Consider the following 17326-nt stretch of genomic DNA (forward strand, 5'->3'; position numbering starts at 1 on the left):
TATGGCACTGACGTACACCGCGGGTTCCCTCGTGACGGCCCGCGGCCGCGAGTGGGTGGTGCTGCCCGAGAGCGAGGCCGACCTGCTCGTCCTGCGCCCGCTCGGCGGTTCGGACGACGACATCGCCGCCGTCTTCCCCGCGTTCGAGGAGGTGAAGGGCGCCGAGTTCGCGGCGCCCGAGCCCTCCGACCTGGGCGACCAGCGGGCGGCGGGCCTGCTGCGTACCGCGCTGCGCATCGGCTTCCGATCCGGAGCGGGCCCGTTCCGCTCCCTCGCCGGCATCGCGGTGGAGCCGCGCGCCTACCAGCTGGTCCCCCTCCTCATGGCCATGCGCCAGCAGACCGTCCGCCTGCTGATCTCCGACGACGTCGGCATCGGCAAGACCGTCGAAGCGGGTCTGATCGCCAGCGAGCTCCTGGCCCAGGGCGAGGCGACGGGGCTGGCGGTGCTCTGTTCCCCCGCGCTCGCCGAGCAGTGGCAGCAGGAGCTGCGGACCAAGTTCGGCATCGACGCCGAGCTGGTCCTCTCCTCCACCGTGTCCCGTCTCGAACGCGGCCTGGACCTGGGCCAGTCCCTGTTCGACCGCTACCCCCACGTCATCGTCTCCACCGACTTCATCAAGTCCCCCCGCCACCGGGACGACTTCGTCCGTCACTGCCCCGATCTGGTGATCGTGGACGAGGCCCACACCTGCGTGGCAGCCGAGGACACCGCCTCCGGTGCCCAGAACCAGCTCCGATACGAGCTGCTGCGGCGCGTCGCCGAGGACGCGGAACGCCACCTGGTCCTGGTGACGGCGACTCCGCACAGCGGCAAGGAGTCGGCGTTCCGCAACCTGCTGGGGCTGGTCAAGCCGGAACTGGCGAACGTGAACCTGGAATCGGACGCGGGCCGCAAGCTCCTCGCTCAGCACTTCGTGGCGCGCAAGCGGGCCGACGTACGCCAGTACCTGACCAAGGAGGACGGTCTCGGCGACGACAGCCTCGCCGAGCGCACGGCGTTCCCCTCGGACCGGTACTTCAAGGACGAGACGTACAAGCTGTCCCCGGCCTACCGGGCCCTGCTCGACGACGCCATCGCGTACGCGAGCGAGCGCGTCGAGGCGGCCGGCAGCCAGGGCAAGCGCGAGGCGCGCATCGCCTGGTGGTCGGCCATCGCCCTGCTGCGCTCCCTGGTGTCCTCGCCCCGTGCGGCGTCCCAAACCCTGCGCACCCGCTCGGCCGCGGCCATCGCCGCCTCCGCCGAGGAGGCGGACCGGCTCGGGGCGCCGCTCAACAGCGACGCCGCCGACAGCGATGCCCTCGAAGGCATGGACGTGGCACCCGGCGCGGAGATCGACGGCGCGGGCGACCGGCTGTCCGAGCTCGCGGAGCGGGCCGCCGCGCTGGAGGGCGTCGGAGACGACCTCAAGCTGAAGGCCCTGATCAAACACCTCAAAGCCCTGCTCGCGGACGGCTACCACCCGATCGTCTTCTGCCGCTACATCCCGACGGCCGAGTACCTGGAGGCCGAACTGGGGGCGGGCGAGACCGAAGACGGCAAGAAGAAGCGTTCCCCGCTCGGCGCGAACACCGTCGTCAAGGCGGTCACCGGCACGCTCTCCCCGCAGCAGCGGGTGCAACGCATCGAGGAGCTGGCCACGGAGGCCGGTACGGACGCGGCGGCCCGCCGCGTCCTGATCGCCACCGACTGCCTCTCCGAGGGCGTCAACCTCCAGCACTACTTCGACGCCGTCCTCCACTACGACCTGGCCTGGAACCCGACCCGCCACGACCAGCGCGAGGGCCGCGTCGACCGGTACGGACAGAGGCGCGACGAGGTCCGCGTCATCACCCTGTACGGCGCGGACAACGGGATCGACGGCAAGGTGCTCGAAGTCCTGATCAAGAAGCACCGGCAGATCAAGAAGGACCTCGGCATCTCGGTGTCCGTGCCCGACGAGCTGTCCACGGGAGTCACGGACGCCATCGTCGAGTGGCTCCTGATGCGCGGCCGCGATGACCAGGACGCCCTCTTCAGCGCGGACGCCTTCAAGGTGAGCACGGCGAAGCTGGACAGCGACTGGAACTCGGCCGCCGAGCGGGAAAAGGCCTCCCGTTCCCGCTTCGCGCAGCGTTCCATCCACCCGCAGGAAGTGGCCAGGGAGGTCGCGGCCGTCCGCGAAGCCCTGGGCGGCACGGGCGAGGTCGACACCTTCGTCCGCGAGTCCCTGAACGCGCTAGGCGCCGTACTTCGCGGTGCCGGCGAGGACTTCACGGCCCAGGTGGGCGGCACTCCGGCCGGCCTGCGCGACGCGCTCGCGCCGGTCGTCGGCGCCGAGGTGGTCGAGAAGGACCGGGCGATCCCGTTCCGCGCAGACCCGGCGGTCGGCCGCGGCGAGGCCGCGCTGGTCCGCACGGACCCCGTCGTCGGCGCCCTCGCGGCCCACGTCCTGAATGCGGCCCTGGACACCCAGGCCGACGGCGCCCGCCCGGCCCGCCGCTGCGGCGTCATCACCACGGACGCGGTCACCACCCGCACCACCCTCCTCCTGGTCCGCTACCGCTTCCACCTCACGCTCCCCTCCCGCACAGGCAAGAAGCAGCTGGTCGCGGAGGACGCCCGGCTCCTGGCCTTCCAGGGCTCCCCGAAGAACGCGGTATGGCTGCCGCCGGAGGAAGCAATCGCCCTTCTCGATGCCACGGCCACGGAGAACACCGACGCCCACTTCGGCGAGCGCACGATGACCCGCATCCTGGGCCAGCTCCCGGACGCCTCGGACCACCTCATCGGGTATGGCGACGAGCTGGCCGCCGAGCTCGACGCCTCACACCGCCGGGTCCGCGCCGCGTCGGGCGAGATCGTCCGCGGCCTGACGGTCACCGCCCAGAAGCCCGCCGACATCCTCGGCGCCTACGTCTACCTGCCCGCCGCTGTCGCCGCCGGAGTGTCCGCCTGATGTCTGCCACCACCCGCAACCAGGTCTTCACCGCCGTCCAGACGGTTGGCGCGCTGCTGCCGGCCGACATGTTGGTCCGGATCTCCGAAGGCAAGGACGTCCCCGGCTCGAAGCCCGCCGACTACGGCCTGCCGACATCGCGTTCGGTACGGGACGAGGCCGAGCGGAGCTGGGAGTACCTCAAGCCGCTCTGGCGCGAGCTCCGCAAGCGCCTTCCGGAGGACGAACAGTCGGGCTTGCCCGCTGCCGACCCCACGGGCCTGGCCGGCAGTGACTGGCTGACCCCGCTCTGGCGCGAACTGGGCTTCGGCCCACTGACCACGGTGGGCGCGGCCGGCATCACCGCCGACTCCGACGCGGAGAAGTCGTTCCCCGTCTCCCACCGCTGGCGCCACGCCCTCATCCACCAGGCGGCCTGGAACGCCAACCTGGACAAACGCCCGGGCGCCGCGGGCACGGTCCCGCCGCAGTCGATGCTCCAGGAGTGCCTGAACCGCGTCGACGCCCACCTGTGGGGTGTTCTGACGAACGGCCGCCAGGTCCGCCTGCTGCGCGACTCCAGCGCCCTGGCCACGGCCTCCTACGTCGAGTTCGACCTGGAATCCATCTTCGACGGCGAGCTGTTCAGCGAGTTCGTGCTCCTGTATCGGACCCTGCACGTCTCCCGCTTCGATGTCGCGGAAGACGCCGCCCCCTCCACCTGCTGGCTGGAGAAATGGCGCACGGAGGCCATCGCCTCGGGCACCCGCGCACTGGACCAGCTCCGCAAGGGCGTCCAGGAGGCGATCACCGCGCTCGGGACAGGCTTCCTCCGTCACCCGGCGAACGCCACTCTGCGCGAGGACGTCCAACCTAAGGCCCTCCAGGCGGCCCTGCTGCGCCTCGTGTACCGCTTGCTGTTCATCTTCGTCGCCGAGGACCGCGAAGCACTTCTGTCACCGAAGGCCGACCAGCAGGCCCGCAACCGCTACGAGTCCTACTTCTCCTCGGCCCGGCTGCGCGCACACGCCCGCAAACGGCGGGGTACAGCACACGGTGACCTGTACGAGGCGCTCAGCATCGTCCTCGCAGCTCTGGGCGACGAGCACGGCCGCCCGGAACTTGCCCTGCCCGGCCTCGGCGGCCTGTTCAACGACACGGACGCGGATGCCCCGCTGCGCAGCCTGAAGCTGTCCAACGAGGCCATTCTGACTGCCGTCCGCCACCTGTCCCAGGTCCGCGACGGCAGCCGCTGGCGCGCCGTGGACTACCGGCACCTGGACGCGGAGGAACTGGGCTCCGTCTACGAGTCCCTGCTGGAGCTGGAACCGAAACACAGCGCGGCGGAACGCACGTTCACCCTGATCGAGGTCGCGGGCAACACCCGCAAGACGACGGGTAGCTACTACACCCCGTCCTCACTCATCGAGTGCCTGCTGGACTCGACGCTGGACCCGGTGATCAAGGACGCGGTGACGCGCGGCCAGGAGGCCGCCACGGCCGCCGGCGCTACCGACCCGGCCGAGTCGATCGTCAACGAGCTGCTGTCCCTCACCATCTGTGACCCGGCCTGCGGCTCCGGCCACTTCCTGGTCGCGGCAGCTCGCCGCATCGCCAAGCAGGTGGCAGCGGTACGAGAGCGCAACCCCGAGCCCACCTTGGACGCAGTCCGTCACGCCCTCCACGAGGTCGTCGCCCGCTGCATCTACGGTGTGGACCTCAACCCCATGGCTGTCGAGCTGACCAAGGTCTCCCTATGGCTGGAGGCCCTGGAACCGGGCAAGCCTCTCGGCTTCCTGGACGCGCATGTGAGGCGTGGCAATGGGCTAATCGGGGCGACGCCGAAGCTGCTCCAGGGGGGGATCCCCGATGAGGCATTCAAGCCGATCGAGGGCGACGACAAGAAGTTCGCGAAGGCACTTGAACGCCAGAACAAACTTGAGCGCGGCGGCCAGCAAGGCCTCTTCGATGTCGAAGTCGAGACAAAGATCACCAATGCGACATTCGCAACAGGCCTACGCCGCATCATCAGTGCCTCGTCAGAGACCTTGGCCGAGGTAAATCGTCAAGAGGCCGCCTATCAGAACTGGTCTCAGTCAGCTGAGTACGTCCACGCCCTCCACGTGGCCGACGCCTGGTGCGCGGCGTTCATGTGGCGCAAGACGCCTGACGCCCCTCTCGCGATGACCGAAGAGGTCTTCCAGGCCCTCCACGACCCGACAGCCGACGCGGCTCCGCAGTCCACACACAACGAAGTCATCCGCCTGGGCGACCAGTACCGATTCTTCCACTGGCACCTTGAGTTCCCGGAAGTCTTCTCCGTACCGGAATCTGGTACAGGAGTGGATGAGCTAACAGGGTGGACTGGAGGATTCGATTGCATGCTCGGCAACCCTCCGTGGGAACGGATCAAACTCAAGGAGCAAGAGTTCTTCGCCCAGCGGGACACCGATATCGCCACGGCCTCCAGTACTGCAGTCCGGCGTGCGCTCATCACAGCACTACCAGAAACACGCCCGGAGTTGGCCAACGAATTTTCAGAAGTGAAACGTCAGGGCGATGGCGAGGCTCATTTTATTCGGAATTCTGGCAAATACCCCCTAACTGGAATCGGAACCGTCAACACGTATGCAGCATTTGCGGAGGGCAATCACCGACTGGTGAGCCCACTCGGCCGCATGGGCGTGATCGTTCCCACCGGAATCGCCACTGATATCACTACTCAGCACTTCTTCAAAAACCTAGTGAAGAACAGGACGATCTCCTCGCTGTACGACTTCGAGAACGCGACTCCTCTATTCCCTGGAGTGCACCGCTCGTTCAAGTTCAGCATCTTGTCGATCAGTGGGAAGTCCGAATGCCAATCAGCGGCGCGCTTCGCATTCTTCCTGCATGACCCTGCCGAATTGGATGACGCCGAGAAGTCATTCACGCTGACTTCAGAAGAGTTCCAGCTCCTCAACCCTAATACTGGAACCTGTCCCGTCTTCAGGACGCGCCGCGACGCAGATATCTGCCTGGCCGTGCACCGTCGAGCCCCGGTCCTCATCAGGACTGGCGACCCCAGGGGAAATCCCTGGGGTGTTTCTCTGGGGCGCATGTACCACATGTCTGAGGACTCATATCTGTTCCACGAGCGCAAGTCTCTCGAATCCGAAGGCTGGATCCTGAGTGGCAACTCATTCGAAAAAGATGAGGCGCGGATGCTACCCCTCTACGAGGGGCGGATGGGACACCAGTACAGTCACAGATTCGCTGACTCGACAGGATCGCGCGAGACGTCACAACTCGAGCTTGAAGATGCGAACTTTGTTGTGCAGCCCCAATATTGGGTCTCTTCGGAGGAGACACGCAAACGCCAGGAACGGCGCAGCTTCGGCTGCACGAGCGGAATGCTCGGGCATCGACGTGTAGCCCGAAACAACGACGAGCGTACATCCATCGCGGCAATTATCCCTTGGGGTGCCGCATCGTACGGATGGACTCTCTCGGCTGGCCCCTCCGCCGATAAGCTTGCCCTGCTGGTGGCGACTTACAACTCCTTCCCATACGACTACGTGCTACGCAACAGCTTCAGCCAACCGAGCATCCCGCAAAGCACATCGGAACAGGTTCCCATCCCGCCGCCTGCCATTCTCAACCGACATCACATTTTCATTGTTCCGCGTGTCATTGAACTCACGTACACCGCGTACGACATGGCTCCCTTTGCTCACGATCTTGGGTGCACTGGCGGCCCATACCACTGGAACGAAGCACGCCGTCAGGCAATCCGCGCGGAGCTGGACGCTCTCTTCTTCCACCTCTACGGGATCTCGCGCGAGGACGTCGACTACATCCTCGACACTTTCCCCATCGTCCGCCGCAAGGACGAGACCAAGTACGGCTCATACCGCACCAAGGAACTGATCCTCGCCGAGTACGACCGGATGGCCGCTGCTGGTGTCAGCCTGGAGAACCCGCTGATCGACGGGGAGAGCTACACCTCGACCCTCACGCCGCCCCCGGGCCACGGCCCCCGGCATGAGGCGCAGCCCGAGGCCGACTGAAGTTGCGCCGCTGCGCGGCTGGGGCCCCAAGCGGGGCTCAGCCGCGTGCGGCGTAGCGGACGAAGCGCGCCCAGCCGTCGCGGGCGACGGCCAGGTGGGGGCGGGTCACGTTCTTGGAGTCACGTACGTGGATGGCGTGTTCTGTGATGGCGACCTCCACGCAGTCGTCTCCTTGCGTGCCGCTGTAGCTGGACTTGAACCAGGCGAGTTCCGTGGTCCTCATAGTTCTCCTCGCAGTCTCTCCAGCAGGCCGCGCGATTCCTTGGGGTTGAGGGCCTGCGAGCGCAGTGTGTCATAGCGCTGAAAGAGCAGGCTCACCTCTTGGATGCCGGCGATCAGTCGACCATTCTGCTGACCTTCGGAGTAACCCAGCCGCCGCCCCTCACGGGTTTCCAACAGGCGAACCGGCCCATCCAGACACGCATGGAGCTCCGCTCCCAGCGGCATCACTTGCAGCGTCACATTGCGCGGCGCGCTCAGTTCCAGCACCAGGTCCAGCATGCCGCGCTGCACCTCCACCCCGCCCAGCCGACGCCGGAACACCGCCTCCTCCACGATGAAGCTGAACGGAACCGTCGGCCGCTCCCGCAGCATCTTCTGCCTGCCCAGCCGGGCGGTCAGCTGGGCCTCCACCTGCTCGTCCGTCAGCAACGGGATGCTGTTGTCGAACACCGCCCGCGCGTACCCCTCCGACTGCAACAGCCCCGGCACCAGCCTGCACTCATACGTGCACAGGCTCACCGCCACCCGCTCCAGCCGCGCCCACCGCCGGAACCACGCCGCCAGTCCCGGCTCGCCGCGCGTCAAGTGCCGGGCGGCCTTCCGCAGGGCGCCCGTGTTGCCCAGCGCTTCCTCCGCCCGTTCCACGAAGTCCTCGTCCGGCATCCTGCGGCCCAACTCCACCGACTCCACCGTGTGTTTGGAGAACCGGACCCGCCTCCCGAACTCCACCCGGCTCAACCCCGCATGCTCCCGCAGGGCCTGGACGACGGCCCCGAACGTCCGCAGACTGTCCGACGGGTCAGGTTCACGCTCCCAGTCCCCCGCCGCCCCCTCGACATCGACCTCGCCACCCACGATCGTCATACGCGGCCACCTCCAAGTACGTGCATGGGTCCTCCCCGCGACTGACCGACTCAGCGTGACGGCGCAGCAGCCGTACTGTCCACTCCCCGTGCCCGTACGCTGACTCCGCGTACGGGGTTCAGCACTCGCGCAGCGCGCTCCGCCACCGTCACCGTGTCCCCTATGAACCCCTCCTCCCCACAACTCGACGCCGCCCCTGGCGTCTTCTGCCTCCTCCTGTCGTCCACCCGGCGCGGGGCCCGCCTCGGCCGGGTGCTCGCCGTCACCGAACTCCGTAGGTGGGACCTGCCGCCAAGCATCACGGAGCGTGCCGAACAGATCGTCGCCGAGCTGACCTCGAACGCCGTGCTCCACGGCCGGGTGCAAGGCCGAGATTTCCGGCTCGGGCTGTCGCTCTCGCCGGCTCCTCGGACGCTGCGCATCGAGGTCACCGACGCCTGCCGCGACCGGATGCCCGTACTGCCGCAGCACTCCGAGGGCGAGTCCGGCCGCGGTCTGCTGCTCGTCGCCGCGCTCGCCGACCGCTGGGGCGTCGTGCCGTATCCGCCGAGCGGGAAGACCGTGTGGGCGGAGGCAGAGATTCCCTCAGCGCATGCGGCTCCTTCCGGCCAATCGGCCGAAGAACGCCTTTGATCAAGGAATCGGGGCGATCTACGCTTCCTTCCGGCGGTCAAGCCTGCACCGCCCGGCGGCACAAGCCCCAGGAGCGTGCGTTTACTTGGCCTTCCCCCCGGGCGACATGGTCGCCGCGTTCGGCAACTTCCTGCACTTCCAGAGCTTGGAAAGCACCTTCCTCGAGCGCCATCCGGAGTTGGCGGACCGGGTCGAGTTCAACGCTGCCAGCCCCTTCTTCCTGAAGGTCAACCTGCCGGGAGAACGTTCCGTCGTGCTCGCCCGCGGGAGCTACAAACTCCAGGTCGCCTGGACCATCGTCGATCCGTCCCCGCACAGCGATCCGTCCGTGTGGGCCCTCGACACATCCGTCGAGGTACTCGTCGATGCCCTGCACGCCCGCGCGGCGGCCCACGTCTTCAGCACTCCGGTGCCATCGCCGTTGCGCTGGGACGAGGGCGAAGCATCGGACATGACCCAGCTGGCCGATCTGCTCGACGCACGAGGCGTGCGCGTGCGTCGGGTCGTCGCGGGGAACCGGTGGTTCGCTCGGGGCTCGCGCAGTGACCCAGAGCTTGTGTTGGTGCACGAGTCCGCGGGGGCGTACGTGGACGCCGAGCTCGCCGACGCCTTCGTCCGGATCTCGGTCAAGCCCGCCCTCGGCTGGATGGTCGACGCGTACATCCGCGACTGGGGCGCCTGGGGCCGGGTCGACCTCGCCCGCAGTCTGTGGGATCAGTCGGCGGCCGCACCGGGTGTTTCTCTCACTACCGTGTCCGTCGACGAGGTCGCCGACGTGATCGGGAAGGGGCCGGCTCACTGGGGCACCAGCTTCCCCTGGGAGCCCGTCAGGCGTTCCGCCAGCCGCGGGCGTGTCCCGTCCATGCGACAGGACTCCCTCTTCCCTATCGAGGAACCCGAGCCCGACGCCATGGCGCTTTTCGAGGACGAGGCCGCGCCGGATCCGTCCACCTCGGTGACGGCGGCAGGCAGAGGAATCCCGCGGGCCGTCGTCGACCAGCTGAACATGCTCGGCTTCAACGCTGTCCCCACAGGTGACTTCGCGGCCCCAATCCATTCGGAAGGCTTTGACGTCCAGATCCGGGACGGCGGCACCAAGGATCTCTCGCTGTCCGAGATGGAACGGCTCAACGGCCTGGCTTCGGCAGCCGGCGAAGACCTTCCCAAGCGGCTGATTCTGGTGACCGGCGCGGGCATCAGTCGGCCGGCCGCAGCGTTTGCCGACAAGGCCAAGGCCTTCGTCTTCCACATCGACCGCTCGACTGCACGACTGACCCCGCTGACCACTCGGACTCGCCAAGCCATGCTGCCCGAAACCGCACCCCGCGACCACGACCTCGACCCCTGGTGACGTAGGGCCCGGCCCACTGTCCGTGGCGCCGACTAGCCTGCCCGCAAGTGATCCGCCCACCCGTGGAAGAGGAAAGGAAGGCCCCGATGGCAACGGACCCGTACCCGGAGTTCCGTCTGCGGCTGCCGAACGGCGGGCCGGAGGCGCGCGGGCGGCAGACCGACGAGATGGGCACGAACGGCAGCCGCCGGTTCGTCGTGGGCCCGGGTCAGCCCGTTCGGGCCGAAGTCGTGCCGTCCTTCCCCAAGCGGGTGGCTTCCGCGCACCGGCTCCGGGAGCAGCTCATCTCCGAAGGGCGGATCAAGCAGACGAAGACCTGGCCCGGCTGCCTTGAGACGGCCGACACCATCACGTTCAACTCCTCGTCCGAGGCTGCCGCCGTCCTCACCGGAAGCAGCGCCAACGGCTGGACGGGTTGGAAGACCGAAGACGGCCGGCCGCTCGGCGACTTCATGCCGGATGCGTCCTGGGGGCCCAACCGGGCCTGGCTGGTGCGCGGTTCCAACGTCACCGGGTTGGACCTCGTCTGGCGGGTGTGGCTGCCCGAGGGCCGGATCAGCCTGGCGGCCTCCCGGCTGCGGCAGGGTGTGGAACTCGGCATCAGCAAGGAGCAGGTGCGCGCTCTGGTCCAGGAGGACTACGAGTCCACGGCGACCTACAGCCAGAAGCAGGACCTGGTCGAGGAGCTGCACGCGTTCCTGTCCCGGATGAAGCCGGGCGACACCGTGTGCACCATCTCCGGTGGCCGGCTGTACGTGGGGGAGATCGCCGGCGAGGTGGAGCAGGTCGAATCGGAGGACCACCGGTCCAACCTGCGCCGCCCGGTGACCTGGCAGGAGGAGGGGTACGCGTACGACGAGCTGCCCGAGGAGCTCCAGCAGAAGCTGTCCATCCAGCACGATGTGGTGGAGCTGACCACCGTCCAGGCCGTCATCGACGGTCTCGGCCTCACGGACGAGGAGCTGGCCGACGAGGCCGAGGCGATAGAGGGGGATCCCAGCGTGGAGATCCCGGCCCTCGCCGCCCGGCGGGAGCTGGAGCTGCCGGAGCCGACCGACGAGCTGACCGCCGAGCTGCTGGTCCACAAGACGGACTGGCTGCGCGAGGTCCGGGACCTGTTGTGGGACGACCGGCAGCTCGTGCTGTACGGGCCGCCCGGCACCGGCAAGACCTATCTGGCCCTGAAGCTGGCCGAGTTCCTCGGCGGCGGCCCGGAGCAGGTGAAGCTGGTCCAGTTCCACCCCTCCTACGCCTACGAGGACTTCTTCGAGGGCTTCCGGCCGCAGGAGGACCCCGAGACCCGGGAGGTCGCCTTCCGGCTGACCGCCGGCCCGCTGCGCGAGCTGGCGGATCTGGCATCCCGGGAGGGCAACCGACACCTCCCGCACTTCCTGATCATCGACGAGATCAACCGGGCGAATCTGGCCAAGGTCTTCGGTGAGCTGTACTTCCTCCTGGAGTACCGGAACAAGTCGGTCCGTCTCACCTACTCCGGCGACGACTTCGCCCTGCCCCCGAACCTGTTCGTCGTCGGCACCATGAACACCGCGGACCGCTCGATCGCCCTCGTGGACGCGGCCATGCGGCGCCGGTTCGCGTTCGTGGAGCTGTCCCCGCGCACCGAGCCCACCAGCGGGCTCCTCCGGCGCTGGCTCGACTCCCAGGAACGGGACCACGAGCCGGCGGAGCTACTGGACGCGCTCAACGCCCGTATCGACGAGCCGGACTTCCGGATCGGGCCGTCGTACCTGATGAAGAAGGGCGTGTACCGGGACGGCGGTCTGGAGCGCACCTGGCGGACGAAGATCCTTCCGCTGCTCGAGGAGCACCACTACGGGGAGGGCGTCGACATCGAGAAGCGGTACGGGCTCACCGCGCTGCGGCGGTCACTCCCCCAGCCGACGCCCCAGCCGCCCGCGCCCGAGCCGCTCGCGTGACCCAGGTCGTCGAGCTCGTCGAGCACGCCCCGGCCACCGGCCACGTCCTGCCGGACGCGGTCGGCCGGGCGCTGGCCGCCGCCCGGATCGTGGACGCGTCCCCGGACCCGCACACGCCGGGCCGTTGGCTGCTGCGGGCCGGCAGCAAAGTCGGCGCGGTGTCCGTCGGCGTACCGGGCGGCGGCGCACCGGTCACCGTCCGCGTCACGCCCAAGGTCCCCATCGCAAGGCTGTTCTTCCTGCTCGGCTACAGCCTCGACCCGAAGGGCGCCTGGCGGGACGGCCAGGTCGAGGTGGGCGAGCACCGTGAGCTGCTGCCCGCGCTCGCGCACGCCGTGGAGCGGCAGATCGACCGGGCTCTGCGCCAAGGGCTGCTCCAGGGCTACCGGGCGACCGAGCAGAGCGCGCTCGTGGTCCGCGGGCGGATCCGCGAGGCGGACCAGATACGGCGGCGCTTCGGAGCGGCGCTGCCGGTCGAGGTGGCGTACGACGAGTTCACCACCGACATCCCCGAGAACCGCATCCTGCGCGCTGCCGTGGAACGGCTGCTGCGCCTGCCCGGCGTACCGCCCGAGGTACGCCGACGCCTGCTGCACCAGCGCGCCCGCCTCGCCGACACCACCCCACTGCACCCCGGACAGCCGCATCCCGCCTGGCAGCCGTCCCGCCTCAACACCCGCTACCAGCCCGCCCTGCACCTGGCCCGCGCCGCGCTCGGCGGGTCCTCACCCGAGCACACCCCCGGCGGCCTGCGCATCGACGGATTCCTGTTCGACATGAACAGGCTCTTCGAGGACTTCGTGACGGTCGCCCTGCGCGAGGCCCTGCGCGGCTCGGAGCTCACCGGCGCCCTCCAGGATCCGCACCACCTCGACGAGGAGGATGCGATCCGCATGAAGCCGGACTACGTGATGTACGGGCCGGACGGCACCCCGCTCGCGGTCGCCGACGCCAAGTACAAGGCCGAGAAGCGGGACGGCTACCCGGACGCCGACCTGTACCAGATGCTCGCCTATTGCACCGCTCTGGGACTGCCCGAGGGTCATCTCATCTACGCAAAGGGAAATGCCCCGCACGCCGCCCACCGGGTCCGGCACGCAGGCATCGTCCTCCACCAGCACGCCCTGGACCTGGACCGAGAACCGGCCGTACTCCTGGCCGATATTGCCGCCCTTTCCCGGCATATGGGCGCTGACCTGCCCGTATGATCGGCGGCGGAGTGTCCGTCCAGGGTGGGGAGTTCACGTCGTGCCACAGCTTGCGTTCGCCAACAGCTTCTGGGAGAGCTACGACGTCCTGGAGAAGCCGATCAAAGCCGGCGTGCGCAAGGCGATGGAGAAGTTCCAGCAGCTGACCGTGGCCGAGCTCTACGCGGACAAGGGACTGCACCTGGAGTCCGTCGACAAGGCACGCGACCCCCGGATGCGGACGATCCGCGTCAACGACTTCTGGCGCGGTGTGGTCCTCTCCCCCGACGACGGCAGTGACGTCTTCCTGCTCGTCAACGTCGTGCCGCACGACGACGCCTACACCTGGGCGGCCAAGCGGCTGTACACGACGAACAAGGCGACCCGGGCGCTGGAGGTCCGCAACGTCGTCGCGATCGAGCAACTGACCCCGACCCTGGAGAAGGCGGCCGCTCAGGCCCCGACCCTGCTGTTCGGGCGGTACTCCGACACCGTCCTGCGCGACCTCGGCATCGACGACCAGGTACTGCGGGCGGTGCGCACCGTCATCAACAAGCCGCAGCTGGAGGCCTTCGGAACCCTCCTGCCCGAGGACCAGTTCGAGGCGCTGCAGTACCTCGCGGAGGGGTTCACCCCCGAGGAGGTCTACCGGGACGTCGTCGCGGTGCGCCGCCCGGCCGACGCCGGGCCCGATCCGGACCAGAGCCTGGCCGTGGCCATCGCCAACACCACGAGCCGCATCACGCTCGTGACCAGCGCGGACGAGCTGACCGAGATCCTGAACAAGCCTTTCGCCGCATGGCGGGTGTTCCTGCACCCCTCGCAGCGCCGGGTCGCCTACCGGGTGTCGTACGGCGGACCGGTCCAGGTGACCGGCGGACCGGGTACCGGCAAGACCGTCGTGGCCCTGCACCGCGTCAAGCACCTGCTGTCCCGGGCGCCCGACACCCGGATCCTGCTCACCACCTACACGAACGCCCTGGCCCACACCCTGCGGGAGAACCTTGCCCTGCTGCTCGACGGGGACGAGGGGCAGCTGACCCGGGTCGACGTGACCACGGTGAACGCCTTCGCCCACCGCACCGTTGCCGGGGACGGCACGCGGGTACCGTCCCCCGTCAACGACCGGGAGGAGCGGCAGCTCTGGCAACGCGTCCTGAAGAAGCTGCAACTCCCCTGGTCGGAACAGTTCCTCGCACAGGAGTACCGGCACGTCGTCCTGGCCCAGGACATCCGCGATCTCGACACCTACCGCACCGCTCTGCGGCGGGGCCGGGGCAACGCCCTGTCCACCGCCCGGCGGGAACAGCTGTGGCCGGCCATCGAGCTCTTCGAGTCGATGCTGACCGGCCAGGGCTCCACCACCCACCTCAAGGTGTGCGCGCGGGCCGCCCGACTGCTCGCCGAGGCGGCGCCCGCCTACGACCACGTCGTGGTCGACGAGGCCCAGGACCTCCACCCGGCCCAGTGGCGGGTGCTGCGCGGCGCGGTCGCTCCGGGCAACGACGACCTGTTCATCACCGGGGACCCGCATCAGCGGATCTACGACGCGAAGGTGTCCCTGAGTTCCCTCGGGATCGCGGTGACCGGCCGCACGACCCGGCTGCGCATCAACTACCGCAGCACGGAGGAGATCCTGGCCTGGTCGACCGGCATCCTGGCCCCGGTGGCGGTCGAGGACCTGGGTGGCGCGGGCTCGGACACCCTCGCCGGCTACCGCTCCGTTCTGCACGGACGCCGACCGAGCGTGGGAGGGCACAGTTCCGAGCCGGCGGAGGTCGCGGCGCTGGTAGACCGGGTACGGGAGTGGATCGCGCAGGGCGTACGACCGTCCGAGATCGGCATCTGTGCCCGCTTCAACCTCCTGCTCGACAAGGTGTACGAGAGGCTGGCGGCGGACGGGATCCCGGTGGTCCGGGTACGGGACAACCCGGGCCCGGCGGTGGACGGGGTGCGCCTGGCCACCATGCACGCGATGAAGGGCCTCGAGTTCCGCTGCGTGGCGGTCATCGGGGTGACGGCTGGGAGCCTGCCGTTCGGGCGCGAGGTCACGCCCGCCTCGATCGATGCCCTGCAGCACGAATCGGACCTGCTGCGGGAGCGCTGCCTGCTGTTCGTCGCATGCACCCGGGCCCGGGAAGCGCTGTACGTCTCCTGGTCGGGGCTGCCGAGTGAGTTCCTTCCGCAAGCCGCCGACCGCTGATCCGCCGGCCGGGAGGCTGACGCTCAGGCGTCCTCGTCGACGGACGGTGCGAGCGCTCCGTTGCCCAGTCCGTCGCGGGCCAACTCCACAGCCTGCCGGCCGAGGTCCGCAACTTCTCGGACGCGGTCATCGAACTCCTGGACCGCGTTGAAGGCCTGTCCATAACGGCGCTGCGCCTCGATGTCCATTTTCGGGACCCTGCCGCTCCGGCTGTCGAAGCGGTAGGTACCACTGGCACTGGTCGAGCGCCGGGTGTTCGCCGTGCTGTGCAGGAAGCCGCGAAGGTAGTCGGTGTCCAGCTGGTCACTGACCGACGCCGGCTCGGTGTCGCCGTACTCGACGAGGCCGGCCCGGGCGAGTTCGGCGACGCTCACCGTCGAAGCGTCCAGGCTTCCGGGTCCCGTTCCCTCGGCAAGGGCGGGAAGGAGTTCGGCGAGCTGGCCGAGCTGGTGCTCCAGCCTGGCCCGCAGAGATGCGTACTCGGCGTGGTAGTCACGGTGGGAGGCCAGGATGTGCCGGCCGGGGGTGAGGTCGACGGCGTCGTCCAGCAGGCCTACGAGGGGGGCGTCGACCACTTGGTGCGGGGCCGGATCCAGCGGTCCGTCAGGCTCGTTCGCGGTCAGGTCGACCAGCCGCACCGCGGTCGCCGCATCACCGGCACTCGTGGGTCGGGTCAGTTGCCAGACGTGGACGGGCAGCGCATGCGAGGCCGCGACTCCGGCGGGCAGCGCGACGACCTGCGTGAGCACACCGCGCCGCACGAGCTCCGCCCGGATCCGGCGGCCCGCCTTGCGGTAGGCGACCGAGGCGGGCATGACCATGAGCACCCGGCCACCCGGAGCGGTGTGGGCGTACGCATGCTGTAGCCAGGCCAGTTCGCCCTCCGCCTTGGGCGGTGTGCCGAACTCCCACCGCGAGTCGAGCAGCAAAGCTTCACGGCCCCAGTCGGTGACACCGACGGGCGGGTCGCACACCACCAGATCGGCACGCACCTGCGACCACTCATCAGCACAGAGGGAGTCGCCCTCCGCAATGGTGACGTCCGCTTGCCCACCCAGATCGGCGCGGAGCTGGGCCAGGCGCGCACTGTGCGGCTCTCGCTCCTGCCCGAAACGTTTCAGCCTGTGTCGGGGTCCGATAGTGAGCAGGAGCGTCCCAATGCCACAAGCGGGGTCCAGCACGGTCGCATCCGCGGCAAGGGATGGGGCGAAGTGACGCAGAGCGCGGGCGATCCGCTCGGAGGTGACACGGTCGGAGCCGGAGCGGCCGACAGAGTCGGCAATCCGGGCAGCCAGCCCTTCGACGACCTCAGCGGCGGACCCGGAGCGGACGAGTTCCTCGGACAGCCGGATGGCGTCAGCGGGTAGATCCGGAGTGGGTTCCGCCTGGGCCAGCCGTCGGGCGATGTCCGCGACACCAGCGACCGTCTCTTCACCGTAGGCAGCCCGTACCGCTTGCCAAAGCCTGACCTCGTCCGAGACGTCCTGCCCCTTGCGCTGCCGGTCCAGCCACGCCTGCACCTCAGCGAAGGAGAAGAGCGGACTGTTCACACCGCCACCGCTGGGAGCGGGAAAGTCGTCATAGCGCCGCCGCCAATTGGAAACCGCCGCCCGCGTCACACCAGCGAGGCGGGCAATCTCAGACCCGGAAACCAGCTGCTCCGGCGATGCACCCTCCACGTCAGCCATAACGCCAGCGTACACGACGGCCCACCCGACCAGCTTGCACAGCACGTTGACAACGTACACGCACAGTGGGAGAGGGGGTTGCACCTCGCCTTCGAGCTCTCGCGGCCCTGCGAAGGCGAGGTGCGGATTCGGTCATGCCGCGCCAGATCGCCATGACTGATGGATCATCAGGACAAGCGTCACGCGAGCGTCAAGATTCTCGGGGCGGAGTCAGCCCGTTCGAGGCTCCCTCATGAAACAGCAGGTCAGTGCCGTTCCACGAAGACCGAGCACCC

Annotated in this window: 10 protein-coding genes; 7 read left to right on the forward strand and 3 right to left on the reverse strand. The window is 68.7% G+C overall.

Annotated elements, in window-relative coordinates:
* Position 1: 1 nt before the first annotated feature.
* Complete coding sequence (locus tag OG299_RS11190; RefSeq protein WP_327361409.1) at positions 2 to 2938, forward strand: DUF8741 domain-containing protein; 2937 nt, start codon at positions 2 to 4, stop codon at positions 2936 to 2938.
* Positions 2938 to 6966, forward strand: coding sequence for an Eco57I restriction-modification methylase domain-containing protein (locus tag OG299_RS11195; protein ID WP_327361410.1), 4029 nt, complete (start codon positions 2938 to 2940; stop codon positions 6964 to 6966). Before OG299_RS11190 ends, OG299_RS11195 begins: the two co-directional genes overlap by 1 nt.
* A 37-nt stretch (positions 6967 to 7003) precedes the next feature.
* Here the strand turns inward: OG299_RS11195 and OG299_RS11200 are convergent, their stop codons facing one another.
* Together OG299_RS11200 and OG299_RS11205 are read right to left on the reverse strand one after the other, a co-directional pair.
* On the reverse strand, positions 7004 to 7189 hold the full coding sequence (locus OG299_RS11200; protein WP_327361411.1) for a DUF397 domain-containing protein: 186 nt from the start codon (positions 7187 to 7189) through the stop codon (positions 7004 to 7006).
* A complete protein-coding gene (locus OG299_RS11205) occupies positions 7186 to 8052 on the reverse strand; it encodes a helix-turn-helix domain-containing protein (RefSeq protein WP_327361412.1) in 867 nt (288 codons plus the stop codon). The genes OG299_RS11200 and OG299_RS11205 overlap by 4 nt, the downstream gene beginning before the upstream one ends.
* A 162-nt stretch (positions 8053 to 8214) precedes the next feature.
* On the opposite strand from OG299_RS11205, the gene OG299_RS11210 reads away from it, so the two are divergent.
* The 5 genes from OG299_RS11210 to OG299_RS11230 all read left to right on the forward strand — a co-directional run bounded on the left by OG299_RS11210 (position 8215) and on the right by OG299_RS11230 (position 15363).
* A complete protein-coding gene (locus OG299_RS11210) occupies positions 8215 to 8685 on the forward strand; it encodes an ATP-binding protein (RefSeq protein WP_327361413.1) in 471 nt (156 codons plus the stop codon).
* Between the two features lie 85 nt (positions 8686 to 8770).
* Entirely contained in the window at positions 8771 to 10036 is a 1266-nt protein-coding gene (locus OG299_RS11215; RefSeq protein WP_327361414.1) for a hypothetical protein, read from the forward strand.
* An 86-nt stretch (positions 10037 to 10122) separates the two neighbouring features.
* The gene (locus OG299_RS11220) at positions 10123 to 11973 is read left to right on the forward strand and encodes a DUF4357 domain-containing protein (RefSeq protein ID WP_327361415.1); all 1851 of its coding nucleotides are present in this window, start codon (positions 10123 to 10125) and stop codon (positions 11971 to 11973) included.
* On the forward strand, positions 11970 to 13181 hold the full coding sequence (locus OG299_RS11225; RefSeq protein ID WP_327361416.1) for an McrC family protein: 1212 nt from the start codon (positions 11970 to 11972) through the stop codon (positions 13179 to 13181). Before OG299_RS11220 ends, OG299_RS11225 begins: the two co-directional genes overlap by 4 nt.
* 40 nt (positions 13182 to 13221) lie before the next feature.
* The gene (locus OG299_RS11230) at positions 13222 to 15363 is read left to right on the forward strand and encodes a DEAD/DEAH box helicase (protein WP_266634007.1); all 2142 of its coding nucleotides are present in this window, start codon (positions 13222 to 13224) and stop codon (positions 15361 to 15363) included.
* Positions 15364 to 15386: 23 nt separating this feature from the next.
* On the opposite strand, the gene OG299_RS11235 is transcribed toward OG299_RS11230, so the two are convergent.
* On the reverse strand, positions 15387 to 17051 hold the full coding sequence (locus OG299_RS11235) for an N-6 DNA methylase (RefSeq protein WP_327364502.1): 1665 nt from the start codon (positions 17049 to 17051) through the stop codon (positions 15387 to 15389).
* Positions 17052 to 17326 lie beyond the last annotated feature (275 nt).

Source organism: Streptomyces sp. NBC_01296, assembly GCF_035984415.1.
Classification (GTDB): domain Bacteria; phylum Actinomycetota; class Actinomycetes; order Streptomycetales; family Streptomycetaceae; genus Streptomyces.